This window comes from Bradyrhizobium sp. CCBAU 53340, from assembly GCF_015291645.1.
Classification (GTDB): domain Bacteria; phylum Pseudomonadota; class Alphaproteobacteria; order Rhizobiales; family Xanthobacteraceae; genus Bradyrhizobium.
The window spans coordinates 6,468,688-6,485,870 of sequence record NZ_CP030055.1 but is presented as its reverse complement, the minus strand read 5'-3'; the positions used below and the strand labels follow the sequence as shown (position 1 = coordinate 6,485,870).

Annotated in this window: 15 protein-coding genes; 8 read left to right on the top strand and 7 right to left on the bottom strand. The window is 62.5% G+C overall.

Annotation, left to right across the window (positions count from 1 at the left end; all coding sequences use genetic code 11):
* Positions 1-25 precede the first annotated feature (25 nt).
* Both XH89_RS30640 and XH89_RS30635 read right to left on the bottom strand, forming a co-directional pair.
* The gene (locus XH89_RS30640; protein WP_194464069.1) at positions 26-877 is read right to left on the bottom strand and encodes an IclR family transcriptional regulator; all 852 of its coding nucleotides are present in this window, start codon (positions 875-877) and stop codon (positions 26-28) included.
* Complete coding sequence (locus tag XH89_RS30635) at positions 874-1,272, bottom strand: thioesterase family protein (protein WP_194464068.1); 399 nt, start codon at positions 1,270-1,272, stop codon at positions 874-876. Before XH89_RS30635 ends, XH89_RS30640 begins: the two co-directional genes overlap by 4 nt.
* A gap of 170 nt (positions 1,273-1,442) precedes the next feature.
* Here XH89_RS30635 and XH89_RS30630 point away from each other — a divergent pair, with 170 nt between their 5' ends.
* From XH89_RS30630 to XH89_RS30605, 6 genes are all read left to right on the top strand, one after another.
* Positions 1,443-2,591 (top strand): FAD-dependent monooxygenase, encoded by a 1,149-nt coding sequence (locus XH89_RS30630; RefSeq protein WP_194464067.1) that lies wholly within the window; start codon positions 1,443-1,445, stop codon positions 2,589-2,591.
* Positions 2,592-2,605: 14 nt separating this feature from the next.
* Positions 2,606-4,255, top strand: a complete 1,650-nt coding sequence (locus XH89_RS30625) for a benzoate-CoA ligase family protein (RefSeq protein WP_194464066.1) — start codon at positions 2,606-2,608, stop codon at positions 4,253-4,255.
* A 67-nt stretch (positions 4,256-4,322) separates the two neighbouring features.
* Positions 4,323-5,678 carry an MFS transporter gene (locus XH89_RS30620; RefSeq protein ID WP_194464065.1) on the top strand — a complete coding sequence of 452 codons (1,356 nt, stop codon included), beginning with the start codon at positions 4,323-4,325 and terminating at the stop codon, positions 5,676-5,678.
* A gap of 14 nt (positions 5,679-5,692) precedes the next feature.
* Entirely contained in the window at positions 5,693-6,769 is a 1,077-nt protein-coding gene (gene gtdA, locus XH89_RS30615) for a gentisate 1,2-dioxygenase (RefSeq protein WP_246767660.1), read from the top strand.
* On the top strand, positions 6,762-7,469 hold the full coding sequence (locus tag XH89_RS30610; protein ID WP_194464064.1) for a fumarylacetoacetate hydrolase family protein: 708 nt from the start codon (positions 6,762-6,764) through the stop codon (positions 7,467-7,469). Before gtdA ends, XH89_RS30610 begins: the two co-directional genes overlap by 8 nt.
* Positions 7,470-7,822: 353 nt before the next feature.
* Entirely contained in the window at positions 7,823-9,451 is a 1,629-nt protein-coding gene (locus XH89_RS30605; RefSeq protein ID WP_194464063.1) for a hypothetical protein, read from the top strand.
* 30 nt (positions 9,452-9,481) lie between these two features.
* Here XH89_RS30605 and XH89_RS30600 read toward each other — a convergent pair whose 3' ends face one another.
* Positions 9,482-10,978 (bottom strand): hypothetical protein, encoded by a 1,497-nt coding sequence (locus XH89_RS30600; RefSeq protein WP_194464062.1) that lies wholly within the window; start codon positions 10,976-10,978, stop codon positions 9,482-9,484.
* Positions 10,979-11,245: 267 nt separating this feature from the next.
* On the opposite strand from XH89_RS30600, the gene XH89_RS30595 reads away from it, so the two are divergent.
* The gene (locus XH89_RS30595) at positions 11,246-11,428 is read left to right on the top strand and encodes a hypothetical protein (RefSeq protein ID WP_246767659.1); all 183 of its coding nucleotides are present in this window, start codon (positions 11,246-11,248) and stop codon (positions 11,426-11,428) included.
* 45 nt (positions 11,429-11,473) lie between these two features.
* On the opposite strand, the gene XH89_RS30590 is transcribed toward XH89_RS30595, so the two are convergent.
* A complete protein-coding gene (locus XH89_RS30590; protein ID WP_194464061.1) occupies positions 11,474-11,713 on the bottom strand; it encodes a hypothetical protein in 240 nt (79 codons plus the stop codon).
* Between the two features lie 78 nt (positions 11,714-11,791).
* Positions 11,792-12,760, bottom strand: coding sequence for a helix-turn-helix domain-containing protein (locus tag XH89_RS30585; protein WP_194464060.1), 969 nt, complete (start codon positions 12,758-12,760; stop codon positions 11,792-11,794).
* 162 nt (positions 12,761-12,922) lie between these two features.
* On the opposite strand from XH89_RS30585, the gene XH89_RS30580 reads away from it, so the two are divergent.
* The gene (locus XH89_RS30580) at positions 12,923-14,302 is read left to right on the top strand and encodes an NAD(P)-binding protein (RefSeq protein ID WP_194464059.1); all 1,380 of its coding nucleotides are present in this window, start codon (positions 12,923-12,925) and stop codon (positions 14,300-14,302) included.
* A gap of 106 nt (positions 14,303-14,408) precedes the next feature.
* On the opposite strand, the gene XH89_RS30575 is transcribed toward XH89_RS30580, so the two are convergent.
* Entirely contained in the window at positions 14,409-15,527 is a 1,119-nt protein-coding gene (locus tag XH89_RS30575) for a hypothetical protein (protein ID WP_194464058.1), read from the bottom strand.
* A 345-nt stretch (positions 15,528-15,872) separates the two neighbouring features.
* Positions 15,873-17,047, bottom strand: a protein-coding gene (locus tag XH89_RS30570; protein WP_194462646.1) for an IS3 family transposase whose coding sequence is annotated in 2 segments (ribosomal slippage) — positions 15,873-16,738 and positions 16,738-17,047 — 1,176 coding nt in all. Because the reading frame shifts where the segments join, the coding sequence is not laid out codon by codon here.
* Positions 17,048-17,183: the final 136 nt, after the last annotated feature.

The window sequence follows — 17,183 nt, the reverse complement described above, 5'->3', positions numbered from 1 at the left end:
TTGGCAGCCAAGTGTATCGCAGGCGTCATCTATCGCTTGCCGCGCCGCGCGAATGGCCGAGCTGTGCCGGTGGGACGATCGAGTGACGGGCGGCAAAATCGATCAGGGCGCCGCGCGCGGGACTATCCGGCTGCAGCAGGTCCCTGTGGGTGCCGAACAAGGTCACGGCGACTTCGATCTCGCCCTGCCAGTTCGTGATCGCGGACGAGATGGCGACCAGGCCCGGAATGTAACGTCCGTCGACATAGGCAATGCGTTCGCGCCGGATCTTCATCGTCACGGCCTCGACGCTTGCCATGTCGGGATTGAGATCCGGCCAGCTGACGCCGACGGAAGCGGCACGCTCGAGTTCGTTTTGCAGCCGCACGGCCAGTTGCGCTGGCGGCAGATAAGAGAGGAAGACGCGTCCGGTCGCGGAGTCCAGCAAGGGAAACGTGCTGCCCAGTCCGATCGACGTGGTCGTCAGATGCGGGCCTCTCTCCAGTCTGACCACGGTTGGGCCGTTGTGACTCCAGACGGCGAGCAGCGCGGCCTGGCCCGTCGTTGCGGCCAATTCCTCGAGCTCGTCGGAGGCGCGGACGACGAAATTGTTCCGGCTGATGGCGGCGACACCCAGTTCTGCGGCTTCGCGGCCGAGGTCATAGCGGCCGGACCGTTCCTTCTGCACGGCAAGGCCGGCATGAATGAAGCTCGCCAAATAGCGATGCACCTTGCTCGGCGGCATGCCGGCTTCGCGCGCGATGTCAGATAGCGTCGCCGGTCCATCGAAGGACCGCAGGACTCGCAGGACCGAAAGTGCGGCGTCGAGAGCCTGGATGCCGCCGGGGGCCGTCCCGCCGCTCTCCTCGTCAGTCTCTTTCGCCCGCGTCTTTTTCATCTCAACATGTCCTTGAACTCTTGCGGCACGCTCGCGCCGCGGAGTTCGCCCGCGTCCGTGACAATGGCCCAGGCGCGCTGCTCGAAGCCGTTCGCAATCGGCACGGTTCCGACCGATAGCTTGTAGTCGATTCGAAACCGCCGCTCTTGCCACTCGGTCACCTCTGCCCGGATCACCAGCTCGTCGTCGTAGCGGGCGGGCCCCACAAACTTGGCCCCGACATTGACCAGCGGCGTGACGCTCCCAAAGCGCCGCTTGAGCTCCCGCTGGCTCAAGCCGTGGCTGCGCAGCCAGCGCTGCCAGGTGCAGTCAAACCAGTAGAAGTAGTTGGGATAAAAGACGATTCCGGCTTCGTCGCAATCGCCCCATTCGATCGTGAAAGCTGTCTCGAACATCCGAAAACCCTCCCGCCAAGCACGTCGGCGCGAAGTCTAACCGCGCCGCGCGAATTCTGCATAAGAAAAATGATTCCTCGTAGTGCAAGAAACATATTGCACAAAAGGAAATCTATTGCATAATACGCAAACAGAAGCGGACGAACAAGCGCAACAGGGAAGGGAAGGTCATGCGGCTCAGTCGCATTGCGGTGATGGGGGGTGGTCCTGCGGGCCTGTATTTCGCCGCCCTCTGGAAGCGTCGGCATCCCCAGGCCCATGTCGATCTGTTCGAGCAGAACCCTGAGGGCGCGACCTGGGGCTTCGGCGTCGTCTTCTCCGACAAGGCGCTCGACTTCCTTCGCGCTGATGACCCAGATACGGCCGAGGCCGTTTCGGCTCGCATGGAGACATGGCGCGACATCACGCTCGTTCATCGCGGCGAACGCGTCGTGCTCGACGGTGTCGGCTTCTCCGCGGTCGGGCGGCTCGATTTCATCACGCAATTGACCGAACGCGCGCGATCCGCCGGCGCGAATTTGCATTTCGGCAAGCTCGTGCGTTCCGTCGACGAACTCGCGGGGTACGATCTGATCGTCGCCGCCGATGGCGTCAACTCGCTGGTGCGACGGAGCTACGAAGGCGACTTCAACACGTCGCTGTCCTATGACGACAACAAATTCGCCTGGTACGGCACCACCAAGCGCTTCGAGACGCTGACCCAGACCTTCGTCGAAACCGAGTTCGGCTGTTTCAACGCCCATCACTATCGCTACTCGCCGACGATGAGCACGTTCATCGTGGAGTGCGATCGTGCCACCTGGCTCCGCGCCGGCTTTGCGGAGAAGACCGAGGAAGAGAGCAGGGCGCTCTGCGAAAAGGTGTTCGCCGACACGCTCGAAGGGCATCCTCTCGTTGGCAACAAATCGGTCTGGCGTAATTTTCCCTGGCTGTGGAACGACCGCTGGTCACACCGCAACATGGTCCTCGTTGGCGATGCGCTCCACACCGCGCATTTCTCGATCGGATCGGGCACGCGCCTCGCCCTCGAGGACGTCGTCGCCCTCGTCAATGCGCTGGACGGTGAACCGCGCAGTCTCCGCCATGCGCTGGAGCACTACGAAGCCACGCGCCGCCCGGTGGTGGAGAAGCTGGTCAAGGCCGCAAGGACCAGCGCGGCCTGGTACCTGCGGTTTGCCGAACACATGAAGCTGGCTCCGCTGGATTTCGGCTACAGCTACATCACCCGTTCCGGCCGGATCGACGACAGCCAGCTCCGTGCGATGTCGCCGCGCTTCATGGCGCGTTACGACGCGAGCCCATTGGTCCCCAGCACATGACGAGGAGCGCTCCCATGACGGACGGAATAGACCAAACGCTCTTGAATGCGATCGCGGACCATGTGCCTGATGATGCGCTCTGCGCCCAGGAGATCGGCTTCGAAATCGCCGAGCGTTACAACGCCAGCGACATCCTGTTCGGCAATCTCGCCGCCGGCCGCGCCGACAAGGTCGCGATCTACACCGCGGCCGGCAACACCAGCTATGGCGAGTTGTGTGCGAGGGCCGCCCAATGCGGCAACGCGCTCGCGTCGCTCGGGCTTCGCCGCGGCGATCGCGTGCTGCTCCTGCTGAACGACACGGCATCCTATCCCGCAATGTTCTTCGGCGCGGTCCGTGCCGGCTTCGTGCCGATGTTGATCAACACGCTGTCGCCCAAGGACCTGATCGGCTTCTACCTGCAGGACTCGGCCGCGGCGGTCGCGGTCGTCGACGCCGAATATGCTGCCCTGTTCGACCAGGAGACGGTCGCGGGAACGCAGCTGCATACGCTGGTGATGCTTGGCGGCGAGGTGGCGGGCGAGCCCCCGGTCAAGGTTCTCAACGGCGACCAATGGTTTGCCCAATTTCCCTCCGAGCTGGAAGCTGCGCCGACGTCCCGCGGAGATATGGCATTCTGGATGTACTCCTCGGGCAGCACCGGCCGGCCGAAGGGCATCGTGCATCTGCAGCACGACATGGCCTATACGGCTGACAGCTTCGGCCGCCATATCCTCGGCATCACCGAGCGCGACATCTGCTTCTCGGTACCAAAGATCTTCTTCGCCTACGGGTTCGGTAATTCGATCACGTTCCCGTTCTCGGTCGGAGCCAGCACGATCCTGCTCGCCGGGCGGCCCGAGCCGGGCGCCGTCCTCGACCTGATCGAGCGGTTCAAGCCGACGCTCTTCTTCGGCCTGCCGACGCTCTACAACGCGATGCTGCATCATCCGCGCATCGACACTGCCGATCTGTCGAGCGTGCGCCTCAGCCTGTCGGCCGCCGAAGTGCTGTCGCAGGACATTTTCAACGACTGGAAGCGACGCTTCGACCTCGAGATCGTCGAAGGCCTCGGATCGACCGAAGTGTTGCACATCTATCTGTCGAACACGCGCGAGCAGAAGAAGACCGGGACCGCGGGGAAACGCGTTCCCGGTTATGAGATCCGGCTGACCACGCCCGAAGGGGAGCCCGTCGCGCAAGGCGAAGAGGGCGTGATGTGGGTCCGCGGTCACTCCAACGCGCCCTGCTACTGGAACAGGCCCGACAAGACCGCGCAGACCATGCGCGAGGCGGGCTGGATCTGGACCGGCGACAGGCTCGTCGAGGATGCCGACGGCTTCTTCACCTTCGTCGGCCGCGTCGACGATCTCATCAAGGTGAGCGGCCAGTGGATCTACCCGGTCGAGATCGAGCTCTGCCTGTCGGACCATCCCGCCGTCCGCGAATGCGCGGTCCTTGGCCTCGAGCTTCCCGATCGCCGCATGACCACGAAAGCATTCGTCATCCTTCGGGACGGTCACGCGGCGAGCGAAGGGCTGACGCGGGAGCTGCAGGATCACGTCAAGTCGAAGCTGCTTCCCTACAAATATCCGCGCCTGATCGAATACCGGTCCGATCTGCCGAAGACGGGCACGGGCAAGATCGACCGGCAGAAGCTGCGCAGCGCCCCGTTGGTGGCCTGAACGCAGCCTCCTCTCGCAAGGCTCCTGAAAGTCACAGCCTAGAAACCCACGCTCACTGGAGTTCGTGATGTCCGCTGCTGATATTGTCGACGTTACCAAGGTCATCGAAGAGGCGCGGTTCGGACGCCTCCAGCTTCTGATCCTCGTTCTTTGCGCCTGGATCGCGCTGCTCGACGGTTTCGACACGCAGGCGATCGCCTATGTCGCGCCTGTGATCGCCGAGAAATGGGGGATCGCCATGGCCGGCTTCGGTCCGATCTTCGGCGCGGGCCTTGGCGGACTCGCCGTCGGTGCCTTCGTCCTCAGCCCGGCGGCCGACCGGTTCGGCCGCAAGAGCGTGATCCTCTTGTCGGTGCTGCTGTTCGGGGTGTTCGCACTCGTCACGGCGCGCGCGACCACGCTGAACGAGCTACTGGTCTACCGCTTCCTGACCGGCCTTGGCCTCGGCGGCGCCATGCCCAACATCGTCGCGCTGACCAGCGAATACGCGCCGAAGCGGATGCGCGCGCTGCTCATCGCCATCATGTTCTGCGGCTTTCCGCTGGGCTCGACCATCGGCGGCCTGATCAGCGCGCCTTTGATCGCAGCGTTCGGCTGGCAGGCGGTCTTCGTCGTGGGCGGCGTGCTCCCGCTGCTCACCCTGATCGTGCTGTTCGCCTGGCTGCCCGAGTCGATCCGCTATCTCCTGACCCGCGACGCCGCGGATAGCCGGATCGCGACATTGCTCGCAAGGCTTGATCCGAACATCTCCGTGACCGCTGCGAGCCGCTATGTCGTACATGGTTCGCAAGGATCCGGCTTCCCGGTGACGAAGCTCCTCGCCGAAGGCCGCGCAGCCATGACGGTGCTGCTCTGGGTCGCGTTCTTCATGAACCTGCTCGTCATGTACTTCCTGGTGAACTGGATGCCCTCGCTGCTCAAGGCGAGCGGCCTGCCCCTCAACACCGCGATCCTCTCGACGGCAGTGCTGAATGCCGGCGGCGTGGTCGGCGCGATCGCGCTCGGCCGCTTCGTCGACCGGCTCGATCCGTATCTCGTGCTCGGCGGCGCCTATCTGGCTTCGGCCCTCTTCATCGCGGGGATTGCCTTCGGATCGGCCAATGTCTGGACCTTGATGATCTCGACCTTCCTCGCCGGGTTCGGCGTGGTCGGTGCGCAGATCGGCATGAACGCGCTGGCCGCCGGCCTCTATCCGACCGAGATCCGCTCCACCGGCGTGGGCTGGGCGCTGGGCGTCGGCCGCATCGGCTCGATCATCGGTCCGGTCGCGGGCGGCATGCTGCTCGGCTTTGGATGGGATGCGCACTCCGTCGTCCTGACTGCGGCGGTGCCGGCGGTGCTGGCGGGCCTTGCGGTGATCGCCCTGCGCCGACGCGAGCCGTCGCTCAAGCTCGTGCCGTCGGCGGCGACACTCCATCACTAACAGCGAGACAGACCATGTCCCATCAAGCCATCATGGCGCCAACCGCCGACACGCCGGAGCGCCGGGCCTTCTACGACAAGATCGACAAGAGAAACCTGACGGCCTTGTGGTTGTCGCTGGCCGATCTCGTCACGCCGGAGCCGAGAAGCGCGTGCCGCCCCGCATCCTGGCGCTTCGACGAGATCCGCGCCTACATGCTCGAGGCCGGAAGTCTCATCACCGCCAAGGAGGCGGAGCGGAGGGTTCTCGTCCTCGAAAATCCTGGTCTTCGCGGCCAGTCGAAGATCACGACGGATCTCTATGCCGGCGTGCAGCTGGTGATGCCGGGCGAGGTCGCGCCGGCGCATCGCCATACGCAATCCGCGCTGCGGTTCATCCTCGAAGGCGAGGGCGCCTACACGGCGGTGAACGGCGAACGCACCATCATGCATGAGGGTGATTTCATCATCACCCCGCCCTGGGCCTGGCACGATCACGGCAACCCCAGCTCCGATCCGGTGTTCTGGCTCGATGGTCTCGACATTCCCGTCATTCAGATGCTGGATGCATCCTTCGCCGAGCATCTCGACGTCGACGAGCAGCCGATCACGAGGCCCGTCGGCGACAGCGACGCCCGCTATGGCCACAATTTGCTCCCGGTCGATCACAAGGGCGGCGGCGGCACCTCGCCGGTGTTCAACTATCCCTATGGCCGCACGCGCGAGGCGCTCGAACGCCTGCGGCGCGCTGCCGCCTGGGATCCCTGCCACGGTCTCAAGATGCGCTACACCAACCCGATCACGGGCAATCATGCCATGGCCACCATGGCGACCTTCATCCAGCTGCTGCCGAAGGGTTTTGCCACTGCCGCCTACCGCTCGACGGACGCTACCGTGTTCGTGCCGATCGAGGGCAAGGGCCGCAGCATCATCTCGTCTCGGACAGGCGAGGACATCGTGGTCGACTGGGGCAAGCGCGACATCTTCGTCGTTCCCTCCTGGCACCGCGTGCGTCACGAGGCGATCGACGGCGACGCCGTGATCTTCTCCTATTCCGACCGACCCATTCAGGAAGCCCTGCATCTGTTCCGAGAGGACCGTGGCAATGCCTAACACCATCTCGCACTCCGACTTCGTTCTGCCTCCGCCGCCGCAACCTTCCGTCGCGGTCCACAATTCGTCGGCGCGCTTTGCGGTGCGCCGGATCATCTGCGTCGGCCGCAACTACGCGGCGCACGCCCGCGAGATGGGGCGCGATCCCGATCGCGAGCCGCCGTTCTTCTTCATGAAGCCCGCCGACACGGTGGTGGACGACGGCACGAGTGTTCCCTATCCGCCGCAGACCAGCAACTTCCACTACGAGATCGAGCTGATCGTTGCGATCGGGCAGGGTGGGACGGACATTCCCACCGCGCGTGCGCTCGATCATGTCTGGGGCTACGGCGTCGGCATCGATCTGACCCGCCGCGATCTGCAGCTTCAGGCCCGCGAGCAGGGGCGTCCCTGGGATTGGGGCAAGGGTTTTGACCTCTCGGCGCCGATCGCCCCGCTGCGACCGGTCTCGGAGGTCGGCCATCCCAACGCCGGGCGCATCTGGCTTGCCGTCGACGGCGCGCTCAAGCAGGATTCCGACATCTCGCAGCTGATCTGGCCTGTCGCCGACATCATCTCGATCTGCTCGCAGTCGATGGCGCTCCAACCCGGCGACGTCATCATGACGGGAACGCCGGAAGGCGTCGGCCCCGTGCAGCGCGGCCAGGTGATGACGGGCGGAATCGAGGGGCTGGGCGAAATCAGGATACCCGTCAGATAGGTCTGTCCAAGCGGAAGAGCGGACCTGTCCGAACACAAGGTCGACCGTCGCTCGACGGTCGACCGTTTGGTGAAAGTTCCAGCGAGCCCATCTTGGCAAATCCGCGCCTAACGGGCGCTCGTCGGCCTGCGCTCTCTTACCTTAAGTTGTTGTAAATAGCCGATAGGCTATCCAGGTGGCATGCCCGCATTTGTCATGCCGTCCAATCGCGCCGTTATTTCAGACAGGGAATTCTCGATAAGAGAACGAGCCGGCGGGCCGCATCTTCAGTCCAACTCAAGGCGGTCCTCGTGATGGTTGCGCTGGACACGAGCGTGGGCGCGGTCACGCGCCGGCCTTTCAGCACGCCAACGATGCTATTCGTTGTCGGCGGCTTTGTCGTCCTGACCATCCTGTTCTTCTGGCCATTGCTCGGGCATCTGTCATCGGCGCTGATCGGGCCCGAGGAAGACAATATGCAGGATTTCTGGAACAGTTGGCACGCGGCAACAGCCCACGGCTGGCGCGACTTTCTGTTCACGAACCAAATCCGCTACCCCGAGGGCACATCGCTCAGCTACCATTCGTTTGCCTGGCCGCAGGTCGCAGCCGTGATGCTGCTTGGCCACGTCTTCGACACCAGCCTTACCGATGTGATCCTCTTCCACAATTTGACATTGCTGGCTTCCTTTCCGCTGTCTGCTGCGGCGATGTTCCTGCTGGCACGTCATCTCCTGGGCGAGCGCGCGGGATGCAACGCGGGGGCGGTATTGGCTGGCTTCGTCTTTGCCTTCAACCCCTGGCACGTGGCGCAAGTGATGCACCACGCCCATGTCGCGACGATCGAATTCCTGCCGCTCTTTGTGCTGTTCTATCTGAGGGCACTCGAACAGCGGAATTATCTCGATCTCGCCGCGGCAAGCGGGATGATGGCACTCAGCGCGCTGTCATGCTGGTATTATCTGTTTTACGCGTTCTACTTCTTGGCTTTTGATCTTGTGTTTCGATGCAACCGGGATCGGACATGGCCGGAAAAATGGCAGCTGGCTGCTCCGATGCTCTGCGTGATCGGCAGCATTCTCCTGCTTTCGCCGTGGCTGATACCGATGATCATGGCCCGCGGTCCCGCTTATGGAGGCACCAACGCGTTCGTCGCCGACTTCTTGGCCCTGGTCGTCTTTCCGCCGACCCATCTTCTGGCTCAGCTCGGAGAGGGCATCTATGCCCGCCTGACCGGTAATCCCTGGGAGGCCACGGTCTATCTGGGTCTTGCCAATCTCGCGGCACTGGCCTGGGCGTTCGCCAGCAAGATGGAGACCGACAAGCGGATCATGCACTACGCGCTGGCCGGAATGCTGTTCTTTCTCGTGCTTGCCGCCGGTGAGACGCTCCACATCGGCGGGCGTCCTTCCGGGCTGCCTCTGCCCTATTTCGTTCTGGCCAAGCTGCCTTTCTTCGGGAATGTGCGCACGCCGGCCCGTGCCATTGTCATGGTCTACATGTTCCTGGGGCTCGGCCTGGCACAGGCTTGCGTGATTGCCGTCCGTCGGGTCGGCATGAGGCAGCGCGCCTGCATGGCGCTTGCCGCGATGGCGATCCTGTTCGACTTTTTTCCGACGAACCTCACTGCGACACCGGTACGCTGCTCGCCCGCGCTGACTGCGATCGCCAATGATTCCGATAGCTTCGGCGTTCTGGATCTGCCGCGCGGCTACATTGCGGGGAACATCGCCATGGCACTGTCAGCCTGCCATGGTCATCCCATCGTTGCTGGCGAGACATCGCGCAAATTGGGTGTCACGCTGGCCGACCAGCTCGTAACGGACAATCTCGCGCTCCAGCAGCGTCAACTCACGGCAGCTCATGTCAAATATATCGTGCTGCGCCGCTCCAAAGACCACTCCTTCGTCTGGAACGAGACTGACGGCACCCTTGACGACTATCTCCGAACCTACAGGCAGGTCAGCTCGGACGACGAAGCGATAGTCTTGCGCGTCTATTGATCTCCAATGCGCGCCTTGGACGATCACGCGTTAACGTGCCGGAACTGATCTGACGTATACGCTTTCGTAGACACCGGTGTGGGCCTCTTTCCACCCTCGTTTTCCCACGAGAAACTGCCTTAGTTCTTCATGTCCCTTGAGCCATAGCACGGCGTCGATGTGATATTTTTCGAGCACATCATCCCAGGCGTTTTCGTCGATCTCCCAGCGAACCAGTCTGAAGTAATCCCGCAACAGTTCATCGGGATAGGCGGTAGCAGCCCGTCCGTCCACGAACAGGGGGACCGTTCCATGGGTCCGGAGGATCAGGTATCCTCCGACGTTCCAGTGATTGAGGACCCGCGCATGCGCGAGATGCGTTTGCAGATATTCGGCGTCCTGCTCCGATATCATCTCGGGTAACGCCAGAGCGGGCCTGATCTGGATGAACGTCAGAGGGAGCACGCATGCGCCAAAGATCGCCGCAGTCACGAGGGCTCGCTGAATCTGGAGCTGAGGCAAATGCCTGGGAATGATCCGATCCAGATGCAGAGCCATCGGGATTGTCGAGAAGATGAAGAAAAACGACATGTATCGAAATTGATAGAGCCCGAGGGCAAGGAAGACCCAGGAAAGAATGCGGGCCTCCGCACGGATCTTCGTCGACGTTCCGTCGCGCAATTCGAGCGCAACGAACGCGAGAATGTAGACCATTCCGGGAATGCTGCCTGGGATTTCGACGTTGTGAGAATACGGAAGCCACTCGCCGATATTCCTTTGGACAAAGTGTCCCAAGGTTGCGGTCACCCCCTCATAGATTTGCCAACCCAATGGATTGACGAAGGTCACGGCGAAGCAACCGAACCCCGCCAGCGTTATGGCTTTGAGTCTTCTCGAGTCGCGGCGCCACAGGGCCCCTGCGCCAAAGACTGCGAGGATCATGAAGCCCAGCACGAACCCTCCGTGCAGGTTGACCCACAAGATCATCAAGAAGGGCAACAGCAACAGTTTCGAAGGCCGCAGGCATTCCCGGTAGAAAATGACGCTGAACAGCATTGTCGAAACGTTCGGAGATGCCGCCAGGTATGAATTGGGAGCGGCCTCGTAGGCTGGATAGAAAACGCATGCTGCGAAAATCGCGACGCAGATGGCGAGGGCCGAAGCTCCGGTCCCCAGGCAGGCCGACGTCAAATACCAGATGATCAGCGCGCCGCACACGACGACCAGGCCGACAAGACCCCCGTACCCGGCGTACTCGAAAATCAGGCTGGCGATAACATCCCATAGCCAGGAGAGGTTGAACCACTGCTTGGTCCCGAGCGTGAATGACCAGGGATCCTGGAACGGAACGTGCGCTTCGCTTCGAATCAACTCACCAGCGGCCAGGTGCCAGCCGAGGTCGTAGTGACTCAAAATGAGTGATGCGTTGGATAGGTAGAATACGCTCAAGAGCGAGATCAGGAAGACGTACGTTCCCAACGTCGATGACGGCGTCGTTCCGGATGGTCCAGCAAAATTCTGGAGCATCCGGAAATTCCAATCGTTCATTCCAATATTTCCAGGTCAGACGTGCGCCGCTGCTCTGCCGTCGGTCGTCGTCCATTTCCTCAAAACTTTACGGCGAATAATCTAAGGTAGAGTGAAGATCGATTGTGCAATCAAGTTTCTGCAAGCAGAAGGATGAAATGGTTAATGCTTGGTATCGGTCTGGGAGCCGATGACCGAACCTCGACTGCGTGGAACTGAGTGAAAGTCCTTTGATATTCCCAGCTGATCTGGCCTGCGCCGGACATCGTCTCGATCTGTTCGCAGGCGATGGCGCTCAAACCCGGCGACGTCATCATGACGGCAACGCCGGAGGGTGTTGGCCCCGTGCAGCGAGGCCAGGTGATGAAGGAGCCGAGGGGCTGGGCGAAATCAGGATACCGGTCAGATAGGTTTCGGGCCGAGACGCGGCCGGCCCGCGGTAGCTTCGCCTTGATAACGGTCGATCATTGAGTTCGCCGTCGCCATCCCCGGTGAAAGCCGGCGCTACCGGCCTGCTCAGTTGTAGGGACGCTGCCGAACGTTCGCGCTGGACGGCGTTCCCGTGGTCTGTATCGGTTCGCCGGTTGCACGGTCCAGCGGCGGGTGTGGCCTCGCAAGGCCGGTCGTGCCGGGAGGCGTGTCGTTGCCGGCCGTGCGCGTGTTGACGTGTTCGATCGTGATTGTCGATGCCACGACGATGGCGATGGCCAAGGCGATCGCGCTCAAAACCAGGGTTGTCCGATTCTGGTCTTCCATGGCTAGACCCCACGAAACGGCTCCGTAGCGCGGGGATAACGCGGGACCGGCGATTTGGTTCGGTCTTCGGGGACGACGCTATGTCGTCCCCACGCCATCCCTGATCTCGGACGGTGTCGCGTTGTAGCGCCGGCGAAACGCCCTGTTGAAGTACGAGAGGTCATTGAAGCCGAGTTCGTACGCGATCGTGCTGATTGCGCGGCGGGAATGGAGGGGGCTTCTCAGATGATGATAGGCCCGCGCCAGGCGCTGGCCGAGAACGAATTCCGAACAGGTGATGCCGTCGCTCTCGAACAGCTTGTGCAGATAGCGCACCGTCACGCCATTGCGGGTCGCGACCATCGTCGCGCTCAGCGTGCCATCCTCGAGATTGGCCACGATGTCGGCCTTGATGGCCGCCAGGCGGACCGCGCCCACGGTTCTGTCCGCGGCAAGCGCCTTGGCGTCGCTGCTCGCCCCAAGCACCAGCGCAACGAGATCATGGAAATGGCTGACGATGAGGCGCTGCGAGGCAGGCGCCGCCAGCGCCTCGTCGTCAGCGACGACGTCAAGATATTTTCTGAGGAGTCTCAGCCCGCTCGAATCCTTCGTAATCCGTCGCATCGTTACATTTTCGAGCTTGGGCACAAGCGGTGCAATTGCAGACCGGGGCACGCGTAGTCCCGCGATGTTGACGGATGACGGCGAGGTCATGGTCCATGTAGCCTCCTCGTTGGTCATCAGCACGGCATCCCCGTCGCTGAGCGTCATCTCGCGGCCGCGCCGGCTTCCCACGGTTCTCCCGGTCAGGGTCATGCAGAGGTAGAGGTGGTCACCTTCTTGCCGCACGCCCTCGCGGCGGATGCTGGTATAGCCCGCCGTCAGGATGCGGAGCCCGGGCATTGTGCGGTTGACGAGATCAACCCGGGGCACGGCGCTGCCGTAGCGAACAAATTTTGTCGGCAGCAGGCCGCGCTCATGCAGCTCTTCGAGCGTCTTGCCTCGTGCGTCTTCCGGCAAAGCGCGGCTCGAGAACCGAATGACAGTGTAGTCTGGCGTCGACGTCACCATCAGCCATCCCCCTGCAAGGGCCGATACAGTCCGCTCTGCAGTCTAGCAAACAGGGCACTTTAGTCCAAGCCGGCCTTCCCTCCGGTCCAAGACCGCCCGGGCATGACCGCTTAAGTCCATCGCAAGCGAATGTTCGACGCAGTTGGACCGGAACGGACCATGGCAAGATCGATCGGCCGACGCGCCATCGTTGTCGGGGCCGGCATAGGAGGACTCGCCGCCGCGAAAGCCCTGGCATCGTCCTTCGAAACCGTCACGGTGCTGGAACGTGACGCGCTGCCGTCTGCGCCGATCGCGCGAAGTGGCACGCCCCAGGCCCGGCAAATTCATGTTCTGCTCAGAGGCGGCCTCGACGCGCTGGGCGAACTCTTCCCGGATTTCGAAACGGAGCTTGAGCGCGCCGGGGCCGTTCGCGTGCGGGTAGGCTCTCAATCGCTGCTCGAATTGCCGGGCTTCGATCCGTTTCCTCGGCGCGATCTCGGGTTCGATTATCTCAGCATGACACGGCCACTGCTGGAATTCACGGCGAGGCGCGCTGTCCAGCGACAGAGCAACATCGTGCTGGACCAACATTGTCGCGTCACGCGATTTCTGGAAGCGCCAGGCAAGGACGCCGTGGCAGGCGTGCGCTACGAACGTGGGAACGCCAGCCACGAGCTTGCGGCTGACCTGGTCGTCGACGCATCGTCGCGCGGGGCGCTCACACTGGATTTTCTGGACCGGGTCGGCTTGCCGAAGCCCGAGGAGACGGACATCGGCATCGACCTCCGCTATGCGACCGCGACGTTCGAGATACCGCCGGGCGACCCGCCCGACTGGCGCGCGGTGCTGCACCGGCCCTCCGTCGACAACTGCCGTGGCGGCTTGCTTGTCCCGGTCGAGAAGAATTGCTGGCAGGTCAACCTGACCGCCCTTCATGGCGAGCCGGTACCGGAGAGCGTCGCAGAATTCGTCGCCTTTGCGAAAACGTTGCGAAGGCAAACGATCCATGACGCGATTGCCGGCGCAAGGCCTGTCGGACCGATCTACCGGTTTGCATTTCCGCGCAGCCTTCGCCGGCATTTCGCGGCGCTGGAGCGTTTTCCGGATCGTCTGCTACCGCTCGGCGATGCGATCTGCCGATTCAATCCCGCATTCGGCCAGGGCATGAGTGTCGCCGCGCAGGAAGCCGTTGCCCTGAGACGGCTTGTCGAAGCGCGAACGTCGAATGCCGATCCGCTCAGTGGAATCGCGCGGCCTTTCTTCGCGGCAGTTCAGGACTTTCTTGCCGCGCCCTGGGCGACGGCTGAGGGCGATTTCGTCTATGAAAAGACGCGCGGACTACGTCCGAATGATTTTAAGGAACGGCAGAGTTTCAACTCTGCGCTGCTACGGCTCGCTGCGGAGGATGCAGCGGTGCATCGGATGATGAGCGAAGTGACCCATCTCGCGCGGCCTTCAAGCGCTTTGCACGATCCGGAGATTATCGACCGCGTAACGGCGCAATCCTGCAAAACCGACCGACAATCGCCGACCGCCTTCGGCGCTGCAGGCAAGTAGTGATGCAATTACGGTGATAGTGCACTCAACTGACGAGCTTTCGAGGCCGGCATTGAGTGCACTTTCAACGTAATCAATCCCCGCTTGATCGGCGGACCGGCGGCCGTCAGGGCTTCAGCCGGGACATGCAGAGCCTTCGGTCCTGCTCCTTGCGCTGAAAGCTATAGTCGATGCAGGCCCGGTCTTCGGTCGGGGTGTGCTTTGCGATCTTCAGGTAGATGCGCGACGGCTTGCCCTCGCCATAATAGAGATCGCCTGACACGTCGACCGCGTCGTCGCCGACGAACTGGTGCCGATAGAATTCGCCGGCCTCCGTCGTTGACACGAAGCAGCCACGGACGAGATTGAGCAGCCGGTCCGTGCGCTCTTCGAGCTCGCGGCGGTTAGTCTTGTCGTACTGCCAGTCGCAGGCATAAGTCGGCACGATGCGGAGAGCGATGTTCTTTTCGGTGCCGACTTCAATGGAGCATTCCGCTCGGGAGGCGAGAAAATCCTGGGAGACGGCGATGGGGGTGGCGTATTCGTCGATCGCCGCCATGTCGCTGATCTTGACGCCCTTGCTGCCGAGCGTGCCGGGTTCGATGAACCACTTCTCCCTTTTTTCCTTGGTGATGCCGGCGAACAGGTTCGCCGCGTGGCTCTTCACGGCACGAATCTGATCGCAGAATGGGGCGTTCTTCTGGCTGGCATCGGCTGTCTTGACGGCCGGCGTGGACTTCTCCTCCTTGGCGAGCTTGTCGGCCTGGATCTCCTTCAGCCGCTTGACGGTCTGGGCCAGATATTCGAGATCGGCCTTCGCGCAGGCCTTGGCCTTGCGCTCATCGCCCTCTTTCAGCCAGCCGGCATACATCTTGTCGACCGGGCCCGTCCTGCAACCGGCCTCGATCAGCTTGGTCTGCTCGGTGTAGTAGGACTGCTGGTCCTTCAGGTTGTTGTCGGCCTCGATGCAGTCTAACGCGTCGTCGCGCTGCTTGGTGAGGCGGTTGTACTCGTCGCGATCGATCTCCCTCTTGTCGTACTTCTCCCTGATCGGCGCCATGGTGACGGATCTTAAGTCCGCGATGGCGGCACGCTCGCGGGCGTTGAGATTGAGGGCGGCCTTCTGTTCGGCGTCCAGACGGTGCTCCACACTGAAGTCCGGCGGGCAACGCTTGGTGTCGCGGGCCGCAGCCGGGGCGAGGTTGGCGGCAAAGGCGAGAAAGAGGCAGAGGGCCCGCAAGCGCATGCAAATGTCCTTGATCGATGCAATGCTGCCAGCATAGCGGAGCGGTTCAGGCAGGCAAGGCGCGGTTGAACGCAAAGGCGGACCGAAGGCCAGCTCGCAGTGCCGGTGGTGCGGCGAGGCCTGTTGTATCGGCACTGGTGGGTCGACTGCCGAGGATTACGGATTACGGCGACGGTGCACTCGAATTCACGAGACTTGGATGCTCGATAGCGGTCGATCATTGAGCGCACTATCGCCTTTGGACTTCGGCGCGGCAGCCCCTCGCTCCGCTTTTTGATGTGTGGCACCGGCTTGCCGGGCTGAAGCTCGCCGCTCCTGATCTTCCCCCAAAAAAGTGGACAGGGATCAAGCCGATTTTAGCTCCATCTCGGCTGGGCTGATATAGCCGATGGCCGAGTGTCTGCGGTGATTGTTGTAGAAGCCCTCGATGTAAGTGAAGATGTCGCGCTCTGCGTCATTGCGGGTTGCATATTGGCAGTGATGGATCAGCTCGGTCTTCAGCGTGTGGAAGAAGCTTTCCATCGGGGCATTGTCGTAGCAATCGGCTCTGCGACTCATCGACGGCCGGAAGCCGGCGGCTTGCAGCGCCTGGCGGTACTCGGTTGAAGCATATTGAGTGCCGCGATCGGAGTGATGGATCAAACCGGCGCTGGGCTTTTGTCCCTTGATCGCCATCCGCAATGCGGCAAGCGGTAGTTCGGCGCGCAGATGTTCGTCCATCGCCCACCCCACGATACGGCGGCTGTGCAAATCCATGATGGCGGCCAGGTACAACCATCCCTGGCCGGTCCAGACATAAGTGATGTCGGCGAGCCAAATCTGATTGCGCATGGCGGCCGAGAAGTTCCGGCCGAGCAGGTTCGGCGCGATCGGGAAGCCATGCCCACTGTCGGTGGTGCGGCATCGTCGCGGCCCGGCCGAGACGGCCCGAACAGCGTGGTGGCGCATCTGCCGCTCGATCCGGCCACGGCTTGCACGATGGCCCTGGGCTTTGAGTTCGGCATGGATGCGCGGGCTGCCATAGCGGCCATGGCTGTCGCGATGAACCCGCTTGATGTCCTCCAACAACTCTCGATTGGCAGCGGCCCGGGGGCTTTCCGGCCGCGACCGCCAGGCATAGTAGCCCGCGGGCGAGACGCCGAGCACACGGCACATGATCTGGACCGGATAGTCCGCACGGCGATCTTCGATGAAGCGGAACCTCATGTCCGGGGTCCAGCAAAGATCGCGATCGACTTTTTTAAAATGTCGCGCTCCATGCGCAACTGTTCGTTTTCCCGCTGCAACCGTGCGATCACGTCAGCCTGGTCCGCCGACGGCACCGCCGCTTGCGACGTGGGCGCCGCAGCGCTGCCGCCGGCTACCACCGTGCTCCGCTCCTTCACCCATCGGCTGAGCACGGAGCCGTCAAGCCCGAGCTCCTTCGATACCGACTTCGCCGAGCGGCCGCTCGACAAAACCAGATCAACTGCCTGCCGCTTGTACTCGTCCGAATAGGACCGACGCCGCCGTTTCGCCATCTGACACCTCTCGCTGCCTAAGCTATAGGTGTCCACCGATTTAGGGGAGGCTCACTCCAGTCCATCTTCGCTTTCACTTCGTTCAAGCTACGCCGGACACCACGCTTCGCCCTCGCTCTCCGCGCGGCTGCGCCAC

Coding starts and splice junctions, on each gene's coding strand:
- XH89_RS30595 (WP_246767659.1), top strand. CDS start 11,246: ATGGCGCTCAAACCCGGCGACGTCATCATGACGGCAACGCCGGAGGGT.
- gtdA (WP_246767660.1), top strand. CDS start 5,693: ATGTCCCATCAAGCCATCATGGCGCCAACCGCCGACACGCCGGAGCGC.
- XH89_RS30625 (WP_194464066.1), top strand. CDS start 2,606: ATGACGGACGGAATAGACCAAACGCTCTTGAATGCGATCGCGGACCAT.
- XH89_RS30635 (WP_194464068.1), bottom strand. CDS start 1,272: ATGTTCGAGACAGCTTTCACGATCGAATGGGGCGATTGCGACGAAGCC.
- XH89_RS30630 (WP_194464067.1), top strand. CDS start 1,443: ATGCGGCTCAGTCGCATTGCGGTGATGGGGGGTGGTCCTGCGGGCCTG.
- XH89_RS30575 (WP_194464058.1), bottom strand. CDS start 15,527: ATGCGCTTGCGGGCCCTCTGCCTCTTTCTCGCCTTTGCCGCCAACCTC.
- XH89_RS30605 (WP_194464063.1), top strand. CDS start 7,823: ATGCTATTCGTTGTCGGCGGCTTTGTCGTCCTGACCATCCTGTTCTTC.
- XH89_RS30580 (WP_194464059.1), top strand. CDS start 12,923: ATGGCAAGATCGATCGGCCGACGCGCCATCGTTGTCGGGGCCGGCATA.
- XH89_RS30610 (WP_194464064.1), top strand. CDS start 6,762: ATGCCTAACACCATCTCGCACTCCGACTTCGTTCTGCCTCCGCCGCCG.
- XH89_RS30620 (WP_194464065.1), top strand. CDS start 4,323: ATGTCCGCTGCTGATATTGTCGACGTTACCAAGGTCATCGAAGAGGCG.
- XH89_RS30640 (WP_194464069.1), bottom strand. CDS start 877: ATGAAAAAGACGCGGGCGAAAGAGACTGACGAGGAGAGCGGCGGGACG.
- XH89_RS30590 (WP_194464061.1), bottom strand. CDS start 11,713: ATGGAAGACCAGAATCGGACAACCCTGGTTTTGAGCGCGATCGCCTTG.
- XH89_RS30600 (WP_194464062.1), bottom strand. CDS start 10,978: ATGAACGATTGGAATTTCCGGATGCTCCAGAATTTTGCTGGACCATCC.